Genomic DNA, 19,335 nt, shown 5'->3' on the forward strand with positions numbered 1-19,335 from the left:
TGTAACTAGGTTTCTTCGAAGGCAACAGAGCATCTTCGTTACAGTATCTTGTGGGCTTGCATTTCGTGCATTTATTAGGTATAATTGTACCTATTGAGAGGAGGGAATGCATGGCTCATCGTATTCATATAAGAAATAAGGATACAGGGGTTACCTACGTTTATGAAGGAATATCTTACTGGGATAAAGAGAAGAAGCAGCCACGGAATAAGAGAGTGTGTATAGGAAAGATCGATCCTGAAACAGGTGAGTTCATTCCCTCAAAGAGACTTAATCCTGAACAGGCTGCTGTAAGAGATCCCGCTGTTACTGCTACTGCAAAGATTGTTGGTCCTGCAATGGTGCTTGATGCTGTGAGCAAAGAACTCGGGCTGGAGAAGGTATTGAAGGGTTGTTTTTCAAAGTTGTATCGGCAGGTTTTGTGCATGGCATACTACCTTGCTGTGCGTGGAGGTCCGCTGAGTCACTGTGAAGCTTGGAGTAAGAGTCATAGCAATCCATATGATGCCATACTCACAAGCCAGAGAATAAGTGAGATACTGAGGTCTTTAGGCGATGATGAAAGAGAGACCTTTTTTGCCAGGTGGACAAAGAAGGTGGTTGAGAACGACTATTTGTGTTATGACATTACATCAGTTTCTTCGTATGGAGAGCTCAACGAGTATGTGAAATATGGATACAATAGAGATAGGGAAAAGCTGAAACAGATCAACCTTGCACTTCTTGTTGGTCAACAGAGTCAGTTGCCCGCATATTATCATCGCTTACCTGGAAACATCAATGATGTAAGTACCTTGCATCACTTTCTGAAGACATTCAGTTACCTTGAACTACCCAAGCTACATCTTGTCTTGGACAAAGGGTTCTACAGTCAGCAAAACATAGACGAACTACTTGCTGCAAGAGACAAGTTCACTCTTGCCGTTTCCAACAGTCTCAAGTGGGTTAAGGGCATCATCCATGAGACCCGAGATAGTATCCAGACCCCAGAGAATTACCGCAAGGTCGATGGAGAGATCCTGTATGTACACTCAAGACTTTTCCCTTGGGGCAAGGATAGGCGACGCTGTTATGTTCATCTCTACTACAATGCACATGCAGCAGCCACTGCAATGGATACATTCACTGAAGAATTACTCTCTTACAAGGAAGAACTGGCAAGTGGGCAGACTGTAAGTGGTCATGAAGAGGCATACGATGCCTTCTTCACCATTAAGGAAACACCCGTCAGAGGGAGGAAGGTGTTGTTCAATAATGAAGCGATTATGAAATACCGCGATCGTTACGCAGGTTTCCTCGCAATCTTGACTAACGGCATTAAAGATCCTGTAGAAGCACTAAGGGTATACCGAAACAAGGATACGATCGAGAAGTCTTTTGATGACTTGAAGAATCAGCTGGACATGAAACGCCTGCGCATTCACAGTGCTGCTTCTATGGATGGCAGACTCTTTGTTCAGTTCATTGCCTTGATCCTTATGAGTGCTTTGAGAAAGAAAATGCGTGATACAAAACTCATAGAGAAATACACCGTCCGAGAACTCCTTCTCGAGATGGAAACATTAACTCAGGTACGATATTCAGGCAAGTACGGTCATATCCTTACCGAGATTACCAAGCCACAACGCGAAATACTCCAGAGTCTGAAGATTCAACCAAAGACATAGGTATAATTTGTCCGGGAAATTAGGTTGAGAAGAGAATAGGGGGGATCTTCGAATGATAGGCTTCTCCATCTTCTTTTCGCTAATTCTCGCCGGCGCCGCACTGACTCTCTACAGATTGCTGAGAGGGCCGACGGTTCCAGACAGAGTCGCAGCGCTAGATATATTGAACGTGATGATTACTAGTGCAATAGTATTGTTTTCTCTAATCGATGGCAATCCTCTTTTTCTAGATATAGCGCTTGTATATGCTGCGCTCTCCTTTCTTGAGACCATAGTGATTGCCAGGTATTTGGAGGGGAGAAGATGATAATACTGGATATTCTGGGATATGCGCTCTTATCCGTAGGCGCATGTTTCTTCTTTCTGGGAGGTCTTGGAATGCTGAGGATGCCCGACGTTTTTAACAGGCTTCAGGCAGGAACGAAGGCGACTACACTGGGCTCCTTCTCCGTGATACTCGGTGTGGGGCTGATAAATCCTCAGTGGCTACTGAAGACAATAATCATAGTTGTATTCATAGCTATTACAAATCCCGTCGGGAGTTCAGTGATCGCCAGAACGGCCCTGAAGAAAGGAATAACACCGATAACTAATCTGGAATCTCAAAAGAAACCGGACAGTCTCCCCGAAGGTGGTGAGGAAGTGTGAGCGTATTCTCGTTCATAATCGGAGTAGTGATGGTGGGACTGGCTATTTTCGCAATCGAAGCGAAGAAGCTGCTGAACTCCGTGATAATGCTCTCCGCAATGAGCCTTCTGTCTGTCATACTGTTTGTCATCATGAAGGCCCCAGATGTCGCAATAACGGAAGCTTCTGTTGGAGCCGGCCTCACTACGGCCATATTCCTCCTCTCCCTCAGGAAGCTGAAGCGAGCTGATGTAGAATGAAGCGGATACTCTCTGTAATTATTGCCCTTCTGTTCTTCTTCATGATCGTAACAGTTCTCAATTCCGACTCTTCCGATTCTATGGGGATTCCAAGATATGGCGAAGTGAAGCTCTCCGAAAGAGTCTCTGCGAAATACATCGAGAAATCGGTGAATGAGAATCAGGATGAGATTCGTTTCGGAGTAACTGCCGACGCCGAGACTGGTTCGGCAAACATGGTTACTTCGATTGTCGTCAACTACAGATCATTCGACACCCTCGGAGAGGTGACGGTACTCTTCATTTCGGCAACCGGAGTTGGACTGCTTCTTGGAGGGGGAAGAAAGAGGATAGGTTCTGTAATATCCGTAAGTCCCGTCGTCAAGACTGCCTCGCGCGTGATCGCCCCAATGCTTATGGTTCTGGGGATATACGTATTTGCTCACGGCCATCTCACGCCGGGAGGAGGATTTCCCGGAGGAGCGATAATCGCGGCCGGCTTCTTGCTTCTCGTTGCGGTTGACGATGAAAAGAGGGCTTCAAAGGGACTGAAGATACTGGAGGGTACAATGGGACTGCTCTACGTTCTCATAGGTATAGCCGGTCTGCTGATCTCAGGTTCCTTCCTGAAAAATTTTCTTCCCACGGGCGTTGTGGGAGAGCTTTTCAGTGCAGGAATTATACCGGTTGTTTACTCGGTAATCGGTCTCAAGGTCGGAGCAGAGCTTTCCGGAATTGTAGATGACTTCATTTCGGAAGGGGGCGATGAGGTATGATTCAGTACTTCTCTATGATGCTTGTCGCCGTCGGCTTATACGGTCTTCTTTCGCAGAAGAATCTTGTTAAGCTAATTATCTCTTTGAATATTGCAGAGATCGGAGTCAACCTCTTCATTGTCTCTATTGGTTACGTAGAAGGGGGAGCAGCTCCTATTTTGTCTTCGGTCAGCAACAACTCATCGCTTCTTTTCGTCGATCCTCTTCCCCAGGCTCTGGTTCTTACTTCTATAGTCATTGGGGTGGGCGTAACGGCCCTAGCCCTTTCGCTTATTGTTTCTGTAAACAAATCAAGGGGTACGATAGATATCTCGGAGCTCTCGAGTGGCGGAGGTGATCGCGAATGAATCCCGTATGGTTGATAGCGATACCCCTCGCACTATCCTTTGTTAGCGCCTTCTGGAGAACTGTTTCCGGTTGGGCTCTGATTATAGCCGCCTTCTTCAACGCCTTCGCTGGAGTCTTCGGGGTTATATTCCTCACCGCTACAAGTTTCTCTATTGGCGGCTGGAAAGCTCCATATGGTATCAGTTTACTCGTTAACGACGCAACTAAGCTCTTGCTTCCCATCGCAAATATACTATTTCTCTTTGCAGTGTTGAGTTATCTACGAAAAGGGGAAGAGACTACTAAGTACTCGGTGGTCTTCTTGGTGGCTCTTGCCTCACTGAACGGGATCTTGTTAACCAACGATCTCTTCAACCTCTTCGTCTTCCTCGAGATCGCCGGAATCTCCGCCTACCTTCTGGCATCTACTGGAGAAGGCAGCGATTCAAAGGTTGCATCGTTCAAGTATCTGATGATAGGATCGGTAGGATCGCTGTTGTATCTTCTTGGGGTCGCGATTCTTTACGGGGCGGCCGGCACACTCAACATTTCTGAACTCGCCGCAAGGGTATCTTCGGGGCAAATCAGCGGGGATGTCACATTAGTCTCTTCGCTGCTAATTGTCGCGGGTCTTGGTGTTGAGTCGAAATTGCTTCCCTTTAACGGCTGGGTTCCCGACGTTCTGACTAAATCATCTCGTGAAGCAACATTAGTTCTTGCTTCGGTCTATCCTCTTGCAATGGTGTATGCCTTTTCAAAGGTTATTCTCGCCGTTGGAGACGATCGCGTTCTGAACCTTGTCGTCCTTCTTGGGATAGCCACGGTCCTTGTAGGGGAAGTTATTGCTTTCGGCCAGAAGTCTTTGAGAAGGACACTTGCCTACTCCAGTATCGCTCAGTCCGGTCTTGCGATCTTTCTTGTCGGTATCGGGAGCGTTGAGGCAGTTACGGGATCGATTATGCTTCTTATAAACAACGCCCTCTCGAAGTTTATGCTCTTCTCCATTGACGACCAGGTTATCGATGAAGTGGGCAGAGACGATAGAGATACTCTTTACGGATACGGTCGAAGGTCGCCGATAGTTGGAGTAACATTCGTTGTCTCTGCGCTTTCTATCGCAGGTATGCCACTCTTTTTCGGCTTCAGGGGAAAGCTGAACGCGATCTCGGCCAGTTTCGAGGCCTCTCTTGCCGTTCCGGTTTTAATTCTCATTGCAGCTGCCATTGAAGTCACATATTACTTCAGGTGGATCTTCACCTTCTTCAAGCCGGTCGGAACAGTTCAGGCGCCCGAGAAGAGGATTTTGCCCTCGGTGGAGTTTCTTGCCTTCGGGCTTGTGCTAAGTACGGTAATAGTCTTCCTCGGGGTAAGCTCCGGGGAGGCTTTCACAATGTTTGAGAGAGCCGCGGATTCTCTGGTAAATGGCATTCTGGCAATCGGGAAGGCCATTCTGGGAGGGATGTAGATGAATTTACTCTTTGTGTTAGCGGCATCTCTCTTTGCCGCTCCGTTATTCTTCCTCGTCTCAAAGTTGAAGAAGAGTGTCGCCTATATAGCTTACGCCGCATTCCAGGTACTCGTTTTTCTCTACGTGTTTTTCTGGGGAGGAACCGGGGCATCATATGAAGTAGTCGGCATCACGAGTAAGCTTAACTTCAACTTTTCTATGACCCCCGTTAACTGGTTTTTCGCTTCGATAGTGATGTTAATAATATCCACGACCGCGGTCTTCATGTTACCCCTGAAGAAGAGCCCAGTCAAGATCTTTCTTTTGAGTCTTGTTACAGCAGGAGTATTGGGAGCAGTTTTTTCGGCTGATTTCCTGACTCTAATGATCTTCTGGGAGATCTCGACCTGGTCTTCTCTTTTGCTCATTATCCAGGATAAGGAAAAGTCGACCGGAGAGGCGATAAAGTATGCCGCTATCGCGGCAGTTGGCAGTTATTCAATGTTGTTTGCGATCTTCTATATGGACAGCAGGCTGGGCACGGTCGAGTTTTCCAGTGTGGCTTTGAAGATCGAGAGCCAGCCGATTGGAGTTCAGCTCACGATTTTCATAGCCTTGGCAATAATGGTTCTTGCGAAGATGGGAAGCTTCCCACTCCATACCTGGCTTAGAGGGTCACATTCTTCCGCACCGGACGAATTTAGCCCCATCCTGTCCGGAGGACTCACAAAACTCGGCGGTTTTCTGCTCTTCATTATGTCGATAGTGTTTCCCTCCTTCAAGGTTTTCGGCAATCTTCCTCTACTCAATGGCATTCCGATCGTAAATTACGGACTTGCCTTACTTGGAGGTATTTCAATAGTCGTGGGAACGGTTATGGCTATTCGGATGGAAGACGCTAAAGAACTCATTGCGTTTTCGACTGTAAGCAATTCAGGCTATATAGTGTTGGCCCTTTCAATTGGCGGAACATATGCAACTGCAGGAGGAATGATGCACATTTTAAACCATGCCATGGCATCTGCTGCCATGTTCATGGCGATAGCTGCCGTAGCCTACAGGACCAAGACCACCAGGATGCACGAAATGGGAGGACTAATAGTGAAGATGCCCTTCACCTTTGCCGTTTATCTCGTTGCGATCATTTCGGTGGCAGGAATCCCTCCTACAAGCGGATTTGTCTCCAAGTGGTTGATCTATCAGCAGCTTGTGCAGGATGGGTTGCCATTTTTGGCCTTTGCCGCTTTCTTTGGAAGCATAGGGTCCTTCATGTATGTCTTCAAACCGCTGGCAGGGATTTTCCTGGGACAACTGAAGCCCGAGCATGAGAAAGTTAGGGAGGCTCCGTTGATTATGCTTGCTCCAATGGCCTTTCTGACACTTCTTACTATTTTCTGGGGAGTCTTCCCCAGCAACGCAATTAGATCTATAAACAGGATTACGAAATCGATCGGCGGAGGAACTATCGATGTGACTTTCTCGAGAATCGTCGCGCTAACTGGGCAATGGGATTCCGTTTTGGTCACAACTGTCTTCGTGATAGGTTTGGCAATATCATTGTTGATCTTCATGCGCGCAAAGAAGGCCAGGCATGTAGATCTGCTAGACAATTACACTGGCGGGGACTTTCTGTACACCGCAGAGCTCTATCACTTTTCTTACAGAATGTACAGGCCGTTCGACAGGTTATTTGAAAAGTGGCCTTCGATTGAAAACTGGCTTTCATCGACTTCTGAAAAGATCAAGGAGCTTGGAGCCCTGTTCAGGGCGGTCTTCTTCAACCGGAATCCTCAGGTGTACATTGCTTTGACTGTTATCGTGCTTTTTGGCGCCTTCTGGTGGTTGAGGTGATCATATGTTTATGAATATCGTAATTACAATACTTTCGGGGATCGCTCTTCTAGTGGTTGCGTTTGCATATACCGTGACTCTTGAAGGAATTGCAAGAAAGATTGAGGCAAGAATTCAGAGGAGATACGGCCCGCCTTTCTGGCAGAACTTTATAGATATCTTCAAGTCGCTGACGAAGTACTCGATTTCCCACGGCTTCATCTTCGACTTAGGAATACTTATGGCACTGGGAGGGACGATTGCGACGGTCTTCTTCGTTCCGGCCGGCAATCTCGCCGTCTTTCCGGGAATCGACAATGTCTTTGTGGTGATCTATCTTCTGGCTATAGGCCTCCTGGGAATGGCGATGTCTGCCGTGGGGTCGGGAAATCCAAATGCATCCATAGGAATTGGAAGGGCACTGGCCCAGATGCTCGGATATGAGCTCCCCTTCATGATAGTCATTCTCGGGGTCTTCTTCCACCATGGGACTTCATCTCTATCCGATCTGGTAAGCATTCAGATAGCGCAGGGCGCTTACAACGTTTGGTTAATGCCGATTGGTGGAGTAGTTGCCTTCGTCTCTCTGATCGGGATGCTTGGAAAGAAGCCCTTTGACACCTTTATTGCCCCGGCAGAGATAGCTTCCGGTCCTCTAGTGGAGTACAGCGGTAAGTATCTCGGCATGCTAATGATTCAGCACGCATTGGCGACATTCATTGAGATCGGACTGTTTGTCAACCTCTTTCTCGGAGGCGGCAGGACTTTATGGGAATTCCTCTTGAAGTTCCTTATAGTGTACTTCTCAATAGTAATCATCTCCGCCACTATTCCAAGATTCAGGGTCGAGCAGGCGATCAAATTCTACTGGAAATGGCCGCTCATTTTCTCCTTCGTACAGGTAATTATAGTGGTCTTCGTCATGGGGAGGCGATGAAATGAGTAATGAACACAAGGCATGGGAAAAAGTGGCAAATATGCTCAGATCGCGCTCACTGTGGATGCTTTACTACTGTACCGGATGCGGGGCTATAGAGCTGCCTCCAACGATGACTTCGCGCTTCGATATGGAGCGTCTCGGGATTGGGCCTATGGCAACTCCTAGACAGGCCGACATTCTTCTGATTACAGGATACTTAAGTACGAAGACTCTCAGGAGAGTCGTTTACTCGTACGAACAGATGCAGTCGCCGAAGTATATTGTCGGCTTCGGCTCCTGCACACTGAATGGAGGAATATATTATGACTCATACGCAACGATCAACAAACTGGATCTCTATGTGCCTGTGGATCTTTATCTGGCCGGTTGTATGCCCCGCCCGGAGGCAATAGTAAGCGGTTTCGCCGCGCTGATGAGCAAGATTGACAGAGGAGAGGCCAACGGTTGGAAAGAGTATCAGGAGAAGAACGATTGGTACAAGAGTAATCAGATAGAGGCTCTCGGGGAGGTGTATGTACACGATGAATTCCATGAATGAGGTACTCAAAGAAGTGATGACTATTGCCGGAGAGTTTTCGATTAAGGAAGTAACCGCCCGTGAGTCTATCATATTTGTTGAAGCTTCAAGGCTGAACGCGATTCTTGAGATCTTGAAGAGAAAGGGCTTTTCTCATCTCTCACTCATAACAGGCGTCGACAGGATAGAAGACGGGGTTTTCGAGGTGTTCTACACACTTTTTAGATGGGAGACGGGAGAGACTCTGTTGGTGAAAAGTTCGGTGAGTAGAGATGCGCCCGTCATCACAACCGTGATGCACCTTTGGCCTACGGCAAGGTTTTATGAAAGGGATGTTCACGAGTTCTTCGGTATAGTTTTCGATGGTAACCCCGACCTAAAACCACTCATACTCGAAAACTGGAAGGAAATGCCCCCGATGAGAAAGGACTTCGATCCGCAGAAATACTCGAACGATCACTTCCCGGACAGGCATTACGGTGCCGAGTTCCTGGTCGAAGGGGGCGATGACAGTGAGTAAGGAAGTGAAGCTATTCTTGGGACCTAACCACCCAGGGATGCATGGAAATTCAAGCGTTCACCTTTATGTGGAGGGTGACACTGTCGTCAGGGCGAGACTCGTTCCTGGCTTCCTTCACAGGGGTTTCGAGAAGCTAATGGAGAGAAGGGGCTGGATGCAAAATCTGGCCCTGATCCCCCGAATCTGCGTGCCCGAACCGGACATTAACGAAATGGTTTATGCGATGGCGGTCGAGGCGCTCAGCGGAACGGAGGTGCCAGAAAGAGCTCACTGGATAAGGATGATAATTCTCGAGCTGGCGAGAATCGCTTCCCACCTTATGGCTTTGGGTGGAGTCGGAGGATCTACCGGTCTCTACACAATTTCACACTGGACTCTTGCTGACAGGGACAGGATTCTAGATATCTTCGAGAAGATTACCGGCGCAAGGGTCTATCACATGTATATCGTTCCTGGAGGCGTAAGAAAGAATCTGCCCGAAGGAATCGAGTCTGAGATTCTTGAATTCCTGGATTACATAGAAAGCAGGAGCGATGAATTTGAGAACCTGCTTCTGAAAAACAGGATAATCAGAACGAGGACAGAGGGGCTCGCGCTTCTAACAAGAGAAGAGGCGCTCGAAATAGGTGTAACCGGCGTGGGACTGAGAGCCACAGGTTTGCCCTACGACATAAGAAAGATCGATCCATATGCAAAATATGACAGCGTGGTTTTCGACGTTCCTACAGCAACTGAAGGGGATGCCTTTGCCAGATTTACCTTGAAGTACTATGAGATGAAGCAGAGTATAAGGATATTGAGGCAGGTACTTGAAAAAATGCCAGAGGGACCTGTAAACGCAAAGATCTCATCTGGCAACGCGCTCAGATGGAGGGTGCCCGAGGGGACTGTCTACACTCACATAGAGTCATCCAGAGGCGAGTACGGATACTTCGTTGTCTCAGATGGGGGGGAGAAACCTTACAGGATAAACGTCAGAGGGGCTTCCTTTCCTCAGGGTTTGTATGGTGTGGAGAAACTACTTGCAGGAACAAGAATAGAAGATGTTGCTCTCTGGCTAACCACAATGGATTTCTGCCCGCCAGAGATCGACAGATAGGAGGCTGGTAAAGTGAGCGTATATGATGGTTTCAAAAAGACTTTCTGGGGCCCTACTGTAGCCTGGAAGAGACTGTTCACCAAGCCGGTTACCATAAAAGTTCCACGGGTTTATCGCGAGGCAGCCGAAAGATACAGAGGGTTCCACGTCAACGATTGGGATAAATGCTCGGGATGTGGTACTTGCGCAAAGATATGTCCTACCGAAGCCATCAAGATGGCGCCAGTAGATATTACGGTAGATATCGGAAAGAAGGCACAGCGACCGGCAATAGACTATGGGAGATGCTCGTTCTGCGGAATGTGTGTCGACATATGCACTACAGGTTCACTTAACATGACCAGGGAGTATATTCACATATCCGAAGACCCCGATAGTTTCTTCTTCCTACCAGACGAAACTGGCATCCATCATGATACTCCACCTATAGGCTATTCACGGGATGAAAACTCGGAGCTGCTCGATCTGGAAAGGGTAGAAATGGAAGAGCTCCCGGGTGTGGAGAGAGTTCAGTCCTTTATAGAATTTGTCAAGGGATTTTCGAGAGAGCAGGCCATTGCGGAGGCGGCAAGATGTGTGGACTGCGAACTCTGCATAGATGCCTGCCCGGCAAAAATGGATATTCCAAGATACATAGAGAGTATCTTCAAGAACGATATAAAAGAGGGCGTCGAATGGATATACAGGACTAATCCTTTGCCGTCGGTTTGTGGGCGCGTCTGTACCCACAAATGTGAGACCGTCTGTTCAATAGGGAATAGAGGAGAGCCAGTTGCCATTAGATGGCTGAAAAGATATCTCATGGATCAGGAAGAGACTGAAGACGTTATTAAATATGCGAAAAAACAAGAGATAGTCAAGAAGGGAAGCGGCAGAGTTGCGATAGTAGGCGGTGGTCCGGCCGGTTTGTCTGCCGCGTACTACCTTTCGCTAATGGGTCATTCTGTTACAGTCTATGAAAGCAAAGAGCATGCGGGCGGTGTCATGAGGTATGGCATCCCACGCTATCGTCTGCCAGATGAAGCACTTGATGCAGACATAAAAGTAATAGAAGCCTTGGGTGTGAAGATCGAATGCGGCAAGACCGTTGGCAGGGATATCACTATTGAACACCTTCATGAGAAGTTCGATGCGGTTTTTCTCGGAACGGGTTTCATGAAGGGAAGAAGCACCGGAGTCAAAGGAGCTGACAGTGAAGGGGTCTTGATGGCCATGCCTCTTCTCGAGTCTATTCGTGATTATCTCAGAGGGGATTCAAGCAAGAAACCGGAAGTGCCTGAGAGCCTCGTCGTGATAGGAGGAGGTAACGTTGCAATGGACGTGGCTCGTAGCGTTGCCCGTCTCCAGAAGATGGAAGGAATGCCGGTAGATGTCAAAGTAACATGTCTCGAATCCTCAGATGAGATGCCAGCCGACCTTGAAGAGATAGTTGAAGGAAGGGAAGAGGGAATAGAATACTTTCCCAGTCGGGGACCGAAGGAAGTCATTCTCAAAGACGGCAAAGTCTCCGGATTATCTACCATTGCCTGTACAGCAGTTTTTGATGGAGACGGGAGATTCAACCCAAGATTCGATGAAAGCGACGAAAGTATGATTGAAGGAAGAATGATTGTCGAGGCAATTGGACAGGCGCCGGACTATGATTATCTTCCAGAATCGATTAGGGAGAAGGTACAGTTCATAAGGGGAAGAATACTCGTGAACGAGAAAGGTCAGACAGATCTTCCATGGCTCTTTGCGGGAGGAGATATTGTGAATGGTCCGGATATCATCCATGGCGTTGCCGACGGTCACAAGGCGGCAGTGGGTATCGACGAGTACCTAATTAGAGAGGTGAAGTTATGAGCGACCTCAAGAGCTTTTTGGAGATAGCACTCAGTTTCGAAAAATCCGGTCAAGAGTTCTACAGAAACAATATGCAGAAGGTCAATCAATCCGTTGCCAAAAAGACCTTCGGATATCTTATGGATATGGAAGCCTCTCATGTGAAGTTCATCGAGGGTATGATTGAAGCTCTTGAAGACAACAAGAAGGTTGATTCTGCCCTTCAGGAAGAAGCGGAGGAGATATTCGTAGAGAGACTGAAATCGCAGGCGCTTTCAAACAACTCTTACAGCAGCGATCTTGCCGATCTTTCGATTCTAAGAATGGCCTACCTCATTGAAAGGGATTTTGTTGACTACTATGAAAATGCCTCCAAAAAGGTGGAAGACGTGAGTGCAAAGAAACTCATGGTAAGGCTAATGAACTGGGAAAAAGGACATGTTTCTCTTGTCAGAAACCTTATGGAGAGGATATACGAGAAAAACGCAATTGATCTTGGCTTCTATCCCTTTTAATAAGGGAACGCTTTCAAGAAGAGAAATTTCTAGCCATTCGCCTGAAGTCAGTGCTGACGGAGGCTAATCAGGTTTCGCTGTACATAGGACTGCTGGACGCTTGCTAAGGACGCTCAAAAAACCTTTGGCAGTCAACGGTCTATAGTTCTTCGGGAAGAACATCATCGCGAGACTCAAGGCGCCAAAGAACATGGTGGACGCAAGCCTGCCTTCGGCAAGACGCAAGGCTGGCTTCGCCAGGAAGTGATGCTCGCTGGCGCGAGGAAGTGATGCCCGGAGGAACGTTCGGGGAAGTGATGCTGCTGCGCAGGAAGCAAAAAAAAAGAGCCGCTGAACGCTGTGAAGAGTCGTCCTTAGTCCTTCGTCCCAGATCATGGACCCGTCCTTCGCTGAGACCCAAGCCCAGATCCTGAACAGGAGCGCTTCAGGATGACAGAATAGGTTCGTTCTGATCCGAGGGCGTGATTTTCTTCTTGAGGACTGGTCAAGCTCTTGTTCTTTGCTCCTGACCAACCCCCGACCTCCGACCCCCAACGACGGGCCAAATCATCTCTCAATCAGTTCTACTCCCGCTCTTCTGAATTCCTCTATAGTTCTCTGAACATCGCCTATGTTTGCTTCTACACCTTTTGTTCCATTTATTATTACGTTTATCTTGAAGCCGGCCAGGAGAGCATCGTGAACGGTGTATTTGAGGCAGTAGTCCAGAGCTAGTCCGCAGATATCAAGCTCTTCAATTCCGAGTGCTCTTAGTAGCCCATCTGTTCCCAGTTCCGTTCCGTCGTTTTCTCTGAAGATCGAGTAGCTGTCAACATGGGGATGGGTTCCCTTTCTGATTATGTAGTCAAACCGGTTGGTCTCAATGTTGGTGTGGAATGCCGCCCCGTAGGTTCTCTGCTGGCAGTGGACGGGCCACAAGACGGGGCCAATTCCTTTTTTATTATCGAATGGTGTAAAGGGCTCTTTGCCGTGGTTGACCGCAAAGCTCATATGATTGGAGGGGTGCCAGTCCTGCCCCGCAACTATCGCCTTATACACAGAGTCTCTCATAGCTCTGTTTATCGCTTCGTTTATCTGGCTTGCGCCGCTCACTGGCAGTGAACCTGTTTCGTAAAAGTCGTTCTGAACATCAACAACTATTAATGCCTTGCGCATCTTCATCACCTCACTTCTTCCTGGAGTGCCCGAAGTCTTCCGCATAGTTCATCGTCGACTGAACTCAGTGCAAACAGAGTTACTTCGTCCGGTTCGAGTTCCCTTACTTGCTTTATGAGTTCTATAAACTCATCCCATCTGGAGGCATAGTTGAATGCACCCAGTCCGATTCTGATATTGTTCAGGGAGCCGTGAAGACTGCGGATGTTTTTCACTCTTGAGATTACTTCCTCCGGCTCTTTGCCATATGCCATGACAACTGCCGCATCAATAAGGCCGTTTTCCAGCCAGTCAAGCCAGGGTTGAAGACGCTCATGTACGGCTCTCTCCGAATAATCATCATAGACTGCGCAGGATAGCTTTTTGCCCTTGCTTCGAACTGTTTCGGAGATCATCGAGACCTGTCTTGTCACCGCGTCGATTCTGAAGCGATCGAAGCTATCCGTGCCATTCGACAAGCCTTCTTCGTTCAGCCAATCTCTATACTCGGCCAATGCAATCGGGTTGAATCCAAAACTCCTGAAGGGGTACCTTATGAAATCAAGATGGACCTCTTCTATATCGTAATTTGAGATTTCCGAAGCAATCTCCTCTGTGAACTCTCTCACGCCTGCTACACCAGGATCGACGTAAGGGCCGAAGACTTCTTCGAGGTTGCTGGACGAATAGTCGAGCATTGAAGTGCCGTTTTTGTCAACGGTAATCCATTCAGGATGTCTGTTCACTATGTGTACTGCCGATAAAGGTCTTCGCCTTTCGAAACCCCAAACCAGGTTGACATTCATCCAGGCCGAAATGTGAAAAGTCTTTCCCGAAGCTTCGGTAATAGCCTTCCTAAGAGCATCGAACGGCTGCACCAATTCCTCTGCAGGCGGAAGCAATGCTGAAGAGTAATAGGAGTCACCTCGACCAACAACCTGAATGTAAGCTCTACCTGCGTTTATCCGATCGAGCCGATCGATCATTCTGCTCAGTGATTCGGGGGAAACAAGCTCTTTGCTTGTCACCCATACTCCCGGTTCAAGTCTGTTCATCTTTCTCCTCCTGCCGGCTAATCAGCAAGTTTCTGCCTGAACCCTAGATGAAGTCAATCACATTGGATTTGTCGCTTATTTCGGGGATTATTATGCCCTTGCCGTCCGCCATTACTACTGTTACGCCGGGGCCGTGACCGGTAATTATACAGTCTCCGTGCACAACTACTCCGATAGTAACGGAGCCCTCCATATAACCTCCAAGTCCGAAAGAATCGTTGTGATTTTCGAGGGCTACGAAATCGCCTATTCTAAGCCTGTCGAGACCGACTTTCTTTATGAGTGCCCTGTCATTTGTGATGATGTCGTAGTCGCCACCGGAAGGATCTCCCGATCCTGAGCCGGAACCCATGAGATAACCGGGTACTATTGCCCTTACTGGGAAGTAGATCTTCCCATCTCCTTCTCCAACTGGTATCCTGTCTAAAAGCTCAGGATCGATATTGTATACCCTGATTGAGGGATAATCTTCAAGCACTAATCCCTGACCGAATCCGACAACCTGTATCTTGTCTCCGATCGCCATCCTCTTCTTTATGTCTTCTTTGAAGTGAATCAAGACATGATTTATGCCGCCATGCTTGCCTATGACTATTCCCTTCTCCCCCTTTGCATCTCCGCTGATTAAAGTGGCCGAATTTCCGATACAGGAATAACCGACATATGCTGAGTTCTTGTCAGCTTCGGAGTTCTTTGTCGAGACATCCGGCTCAACATGGTCGCCAACCATCTTGAAAGCACTGTCTCCAAGAGCAAAATTATAGGTAATGCCTCCCGTACCCGGGAAAAGTCTTGGAGTCCCATCGACTTCAAGTCTGAAAGGGCTTCTCCTTAGTGGATGTGCAACTTCGCCAGAGACAGAGATCTTCACTACAAAAGCTTTGTTTGTCTTCAATGTCTTCTCCTCCATTCGGTGTTCTTGTTAGCATATAGTACATATACATTATATCAACTGAAGAACGTCGGTCGAACCGTGATATAATCCACGCTGGAGGTAATCATATGTATTATCCGGGCCATATCCAGAAAGCGAAAAGACAGATCCAGAATTACATGAAGTCCGTAGACGGAGTTGTCGAGCTGCTTGATGCTAGGATTCCTCTCACGAGCAGGGCCTATGAAGCAGAACGGTTGTTTCAGAACAAACAGCGTATTGTCGTTCTGAACAAGTCTGACCTGGCCGATACTGAGATCACTTCCATGTGGAAAGAGCATTTCAGAGCACAGGGAAGCGGAGTTGTAGAGGCTTCACTAAGATCAACAGACGCGAGGAATTTCATAATCAGAGAAATCGTACCTCTATTAAAAAGCAGGTTCTACGAGAAGAGGTTCATGGTCGTCGGAATGCCAAACGTTGGAAAGTCTACCTTTATCAACAGACTCAAAGGCAAGAAATCACTGGCTGTAGGAAATAGACCGGGGATAACGCGTGGAGTACAATGGATAAATGTCTCTAAAAGCATTTCCGTTCTCGACACGCCGGGAATTCTATACTCTGAACTTCGCTCTCGGCAAGTAACGACGAGACTTCTAGCGGTAGGTTCCCTACCGTACGAGAAGTTTGATCCGCTTGATGCTTTCGAAATGGTGCTTTCCTTAATTGTCGAAAGATACGGGGAGGTTCCCCTTGAGGATTACCTTGGTGAGAAATTCGCCAATGGAGAAGAGTTTGTCGAGAAGTTCTGCAGAAGAAGAAACTATCTTGCCAAACAGGGAGCGCTCGACACAACCAGAGGAGCCCACACTTTTCTCAGAGAGGTCGCGGCCGGGAAGGCAGGAAGGTTTTCCTTCGAAGATCCCAAAAGCTTTTACAGTACTGATTCGCCCGAAACAGAGTGATCTCTCGCTCTGCTTCTCAAATCGGCCCATATTTGATCAATAAAACTGTAGGTCAGCCACTCTTCGATGATGTGGAGTTCCCTTGTGCCCAATCTGGTTGGTTTGATGATGTCACTCTCTCTTTTGAGATACCCTCTTGTTATTGTCGAGTAAAGGAGAAATCTCATCCTCAATGGAAGTCTTCCAAAGTGTTCTTCAACACTGCCGAGATCGAGGTGGCCACCGTAAAGCGCCCAGAAAGAGTAATAGAGAATCGCCGAAAACTTATTCATTTTGATCGTCTTACTGACCGGAAGCTTCCCGGAATCGACAAAGGAGAAGTATTCATCGAGAGAAAAGGTATTAGTTCGAAAATCCTTTCCGTTGAAGGAAGAGGCGCTCGTGCCAATTCCCATAAAGAACTCACGTGAAACAGAGCTGTACTTTCTCTTTTCTCCCCTCTTTTTGAAGGTCCAGAGAGAATCTCTAACATAACCATTTGTGAGAGCGACGTTTTCCAGCTCTTCCAGTATCTCGAGTTCCTTCTCGGGATCGTTCTTAGTGTTTTTGTAGGCCGTGTCTGCAAAACGCATCATTGGATAGACTGATACCTGTTCCGGGCCGTAAGAAATAGCCGTCTCAAGATCCTCAACGATTCTTCCCCGGTCAAGTTGGTAATCGAAGATCAAGTCTACGTCTACAAAGTCAAAGCCCGCCGAAGTAGTCTCGGCTATCGAATTATGCGAAACGCTGGAATCCTGTCTCCTTCGCCCCATAGAGTTCAAAGTGAAATCGTCGAAGGATTGTATCCCCAGACTGACGAAGTTAACACCAGTCTCTCTTATTTCTTCAAGCCTCTTAATGGAAACATCTGCCGGGTGGATTTCAAGAGCGATTTCGCCATTCGCCATTTCCCTGAAATGAGAGACGACTCCCTTTAGAAGGTTCAGGTCATAGGAAGGTGTTCCGCCTCCTATGTATATCGAACTGAATTGTGCGATTTTTTGGAGATCGGATTCGCGCTTCAAAGTCGTTAGGTATTTGTTTGTCAGTTTAGAGTCGTATTTGATTTTGTTGTAGGGGCAAAAGCTGCAAAACTCCGGGCAAAATGGTATGTGTATGTACAGCCCTGGGGATGAATTAAAGCTCAGTGGGCCAGCACCATCCGCGTCCTCTATTCTAAACAGCCTTTTGCCAAGTTCCATAACTCTTTCGGTAAGACTCATTTTTTGCCCTCCCGCCGCTCCATTCTAGTACGTAAAGTGTGGTAATATAATATATGTTTTGAGCATATATCTTATTCTATTTGGAGGTGTTACATGAAAAAAGACATAGTAATAGTGGAGGAGGTCCCGCCGGTATAGTCACGGCGACAACGGCAAAGAAGACATATCCTGACAAGAGTGTAGTGGTAATTAGAAAGGAAAGGGAAGGAGTCGTCCCATGTGGAATTCCATACATATTCCATACTCTTCCGACTGTAGAGGCCAATACCATGCCGATAAAAGGTGCGCAGGATCTGGGAATCGATTTCATTTTTGATGAAGTCGTGGAAATCAGTACTGATTCCAAGAAGGTCAATCTCTCCGGTGGGGAGTCTATCGAATATGAGAAATTGGTTATTGCCACGGGTTCGCAGCCCATATTACCTCCAATAAAGGGCAGTGAGCTTTCAGGTGTATTTACTATAGCCAAGGATAAAGAGTATCTGAAGACTGTATATGCTGCTGCAAAATCGGCGAAGCAAGTCGTAGTCGTTGGTGGAGGTTTCATAGGAGTGGAAGTTTCGGACGAGATCCTCTCCGATGGCAAGGAAGTCTACCTTGTCGAGGCCGTTGACCAGATACTCATGGCAGCCTTTGACAGGGAATTTGGAGCCATGGTAAGTGAAAGACTCGAGAAGAAAGGCATGAAGCTACGCACCGGGATGAAGGTCTGTGAGATAAAAGGAGAAGACAAGGTATCCGGAGTTCTACTTGACAACGGCGAAGAGATCGAAGCAGATATGGTGATACTTGCAATAGGTTACAGACCGAACGTGAAGCTTCTGGAAAATATCCGCGTTCACAGGGGTATAACCGGTGGAATATGGGCCGATGAATACATGAGAACCAGTGTTGACGATGTCTTTGCCGCCGGTGACTGCGTCGAACACAAGTGCTTCTTCACCAGAAAACCAAGTAGATTAATGCTGGCATCTACCGCGGCTTTTGAAGCGAGAGTTGCAGGTTCAAACCTTTTCAGCCTCAAGATGGTTAGGGAGAATCACGGAAATCTTGGAGTGTTCTCTACTTCAGTGGCCGATTTAACGGTCGCCGCCGCGGGACTCACGGAGTGTACGGCAAAGATGGAGAACTTTGATTACGTGGTTGGCGTTGCAAAGGGAATAGATAGACATCCCGGTTCGCTTCCCGACAAGTCGGAAATTTTCGTCAAGATGATCTTCTCCAAGGAGAGCGGAATTCTTCTTGGCGCGCAGATGGCGGGCGGAAAGAGTGTTGGAGAGATGGTCAATATTATCGGTCTCGGTCTACAGAAAGGAATAACCGTGAACGATTTCCTCACGATGCAGATAGGTTCCCATCCACTGCTTACTGCCGCCCCTACTACCTATCCGTTGACTCTCGCAGCTGAAAACGCTCTAATGAACTTGAGAAAGGAATAAGAAACACTACAAATAGAAGAAGCTACCCAGAGGGTAGCTTCTTTTTCTTGACTTTATCACTTGGACCCATAAAACAAAGAAGATAGCGTCTGAAACCCGCATGGTTTCGTAAACGCTATTTTTTTGTCTATATTTTGTAGTGGCAACTGATTATAAGATATAGTTGGCTAGTAATTATACTAGTACTTGCTTATAGGAGTATTTGTATGATATAATGTAGTCATGTTTATAAAGCCAACGAAATCTAAGAACTTTACGTATGCTCAGTTAGTTGAATCTTACCGTGACGAAGAAGGAAAGAGTCGTCACAGGGTTATCTTTAACCTTGGAAGAGT

General features: G+C 47.4%; 19 protein-coding genes and 1 pseudogene. 16 read left to right on the forward strand and 4 right to left on the reverse strand.

The genetic code is table 11. The features are described from left to right. Nucleotides 1-110: 110 nt before the first annotated feature. Genes RJ60_RS09015 through RJ60_RS09080 form a run of 14 tightly spaced genes read left to right on the forward strand, consistent with a single transcriptional unit; the run spans nucleotide 111 to nucleotide 12,328 of the window. Nucleotides 111-1,667 (forward strand): transposase, encoded by a 1,557-nt coding sequence (locus tag RJ60_RS09015; RefSeq protein ID WP_103134507.1) that lies wholly within the window; start codon nucleotides 111-113, stop codon nucleotides 1,665-1,667. A 52-nt stretch (nucleotides 1,668-1,719) separates the two neighbouring features. After that, nucleotides 1,720-1,974 carry a cation:proton antiporter gene (locus RJ60_RS09020; protein ID WP_099830835.1) on the forward strand — a complete coding sequence of 85 codons (255 nt, stop codon included), beginning with the start codon at nucleotides 1,720-1,722 and terminating at the stop codon, nucleotides 1,972-1,974. Beyond that, nucleotides 1,971-2,315 (forward strand): monovalent cation/H(+) antiporter subunit G, encoded by a 345-nt coding sequence (mnhG, locus tag RJ60_RS09025; RefSeq protein ID WP_103134508.1) that lies wholly within the window; start codon nucleotides 1,971-1,973, stop codon nucleotides 2,313-2,315. Before RJ60_RS09020 ends, mnhG begins: the two co-directional genes overlap by 4 nt. Further along, nucleotides 2,312-2,554, forward strand: a complete 243-nt coding sequence (locus tag RJ60_RS09030; RefSeq protein WP_103134509.1) for a hydrogenase subunit MbhD domain-containing protein — start codon at nucleotides 2,312-2,314, stop codon at nucleotides 2,552-2,554. The genes mnhG and RJ60_RS09030 overlap by 4 nt, the downstream gene beginning before the upstream one ends. Further along, the gene (locus tag RJ60_RS09035) at nucleotides 2,551-3,309 is read left to right on the forward strand and encodes a Na(+)/H(+) antiporter subunit B (RefSeq protein WP_103134510.1); all 759 of its coding nucleotides are present in this window, start codon (nucleotides 2,551-2,553) and stop codon (nucleotides 3,307-3,309) included. The genes RJ60_RS09030 and RJ60_RS09035 overlap by 4 nt, the downstream gene beginning before the upstream one ends. Then, complete coding sequence (locus RJ60_RS09040) at nucleotides 3,306-3,656, forward strand: sodium:proton antiporter (protein WP_103134511.1); 351 nt, start codon at nucleotides 3,306-3,308, stop codon at nucleotides 3,654-3,656. The genes RJ60_RS09035 and RJ60_RS09040 overlap by 4 nt, the downstream gene beginning before the upstream one ends. Then, entirely contained in the window at nucleotides 3,653-5,101 is a 1,449-nt protein-coding gene (locus tag RJ60_RS09045) for a complex I subunit 5 family protein (RefSeq protein WP_103134512.1), read from the forward strand. Before RJ60_RS09040 ends, RJ60_RS09045 begins: the two co-directional genes overlap by 4 nt. Beyond that, the gene (locus tag RJ60_RS09050; RefSeq protein ID WP_103134513.1) at nucleotides 5,102-6,934 is read left to right on the forward strand and encodes a proton-conducting transporter membrane subunit; all 1,833 of its coding nucleotides are present in this window, start codon (nucleotides 5,102-5,104) and stop codon (nucleotides 6,932-6,934) included. Nucleotides 6,935-6,938: 4 nt separating this feature from the next. After that, nucleotides 6,939-7,850, forward strand: a complete 912-nt coding sequence (locus tag RJ60_RS09055; RefSeq protein ID WP_103134514.1) for a respiratory chain complex I subunit 1 family protein — start codon at nucleotides 6,939-6,941, stop codon at nucleotides 7,848-7,850. A 1-nt stretch (nucleotide 7,851) separates the two neighbouring features. Beyond that, nucleotides 7,852-8,391 (forward strand): NADH-quinone oxidoreductase subunit NuoB, encoded by a 540-nt coding sequence (gene nuoB, locus RJ60_RS09060; protein ID WP_103134515.1) that lies wholly within the window; start codon nucleotides 7,852-7,854, stop codon nucleotides 8,389-8,391. Beyond that, nucleotides 8,366-8,890, forward strand: a complete 525-nt coding sequence (locus RJ60_RS09065; RefSeq protein ID WP_258006246.1) for an NADH-quinone oxidoreductase subunit C — start codon at nucleotides 8,366-8,368, stop codon at nucleotides 8,888-8,890. Before nuoB ends, RJ60_RS09065 begins: the two co-directional genes overlap by 26 nt. Beyond that, nucleotides 8,877-9,989, forward strand: coding sequence for an NADH-quinone oxidoreductase subunit D (locus RJ60_RS09070; protein WP_103134517.1), 1,113 nt, complete (start codon nucleotides 8,877-8,879; stop codon nucleotides 9,987-9,989). The genes RJ60_RS09065 and RJ60_RS09070 overlap by 14 nt, the downstream gene beginning before the upstream one ends. 12 nt (nucleotides 9,990-10,001) lie before the next feature. Next, nucleotides 10,002-11,834, forward strand: a complete 1,833-nt coding sequence (locus tag RJ60_RS09075) for an FAD-dependent oxidoreductase (protein ID WP_103134518.1) — start codon at nucleotides 10,002-10,004, stop codon at nucleotides 11,832-11,834. Beyond that, on the forward strand, nucleotides 11,831-12,328 hold the full coding sequence (locus RJ60_RS09080) for a ferritin family protein (protein WP_103134519.1): 498 nt from the start codon (nucleotides 11,831-11,833) through the stop codon (nucleotides 12,326-12,328). The genes RJ60_RS09075 and RJ60_RS09080 overlap by 4 nt, the downstream gene beginning before the upstream one ends. Before the next feature lie 546 nt (nucleotides 12,329-12,874). Here the strand turns inward: RJ60_RS09080 and pncA are convergent. From pncA to RJ60_RS09100, 3 genes are read right to left on the reverse strand one after another with little or no spacing between them, the layout of a single operon-like run. Then, a complete protein-coding gene (gene pncA / locus RJ60_RS09090; RefSeq protein ID WP_103134524.1) occupies nucleotides 12,875-13,483 on the reverse strand; it encodes a bifunctional nicotinamidase/pyrazinamidase in 609 nt (202 codons plus the stop codon). Between the two features lie 5 nt (nucleotides 13,484-13,488). Then, nucleotides 13,489-14,517 (reverse strand): glycoside hydrolase family 10 protein, encoded by a 1,029-nt coding sequence (locus RJ60_RS09095; RefSeq protein WP_103134521.1) that lies wholly within the window; start codon nucleotides 14,515-14,517, stop codon nucleotides 13,489-13,491. Between the two features lie 43 nt (nucleotides 14,518-14,560). Further along, nucleotides 14,561-15,412 (reverse strand): DUF4438 domain-containing protein, encoded by an 852-nt coding sequence (locus tag RJ60_RS09100; protein ID WP_099830855.1) that lies wholly within the window; start codon nucleotides 15,410-15,412, stop codon nucleotides 14,561-14,563. A gap of 107 nt (nucleotides 15,413-15,519) precedes the next feature. Between RJ60_RS09100 and ylqF the strand changes: the two genes are divergently transcribed. Further along, nucleotides 15,520-16,356, forward strand: a complete 837-nt coding sequence (ylqF, locus tag RJ60_RS09105) for a ribosome biogenesis GTPase YlqF (protein ID WP_103134522.1) — start codon at nucleotides 15,520-15,522, stop codon at nucleotides 16,354-16,356. Here the strand turns inward: ylqF and RJ60_RS09110 are convergent. Continuing rightward, nucleotides 16,326-17,561 carry a radical SAM protein gene (locus RJ60_RS09110; protein WP_103134523.1) on the reverse strand — a complete coding sequence of 412 codons (1,236 nt, stop codon included), beginning with the start codon at nucleotides 17,559-17,561 and terminating at the stop codon, nucleotides 16,326-16,328. The two genes, ylqF and RJ60_RS09110, sit on opposite strands and share 31 nt — an antisense overlap. A 93-nt stretch (nucleotides 17,562-17,654) precedes the next feature. Between RJ60_RS09110 and RJ60_RS09115 the strand changes: the two are divergent. Beyond that, a pseudogene (locus RJ60_RS09115) lies at nucleotides 17,655-19,000 on the forward strand (FAD-dependent oxidoreductase). Nucleotides 19,001-19,335 lie beyond the last annotated feature (335 nt).

Origin of the sequence: Mesotoga sp. B105.6.4, from assembly GCF_002896535.1 — a bacterium.
Classification (GTDB): domain Bacteria; phylum Thermotogota; class Thermotogae; order Petrotogales; family Kosmotogaceae; genus Mesotoga.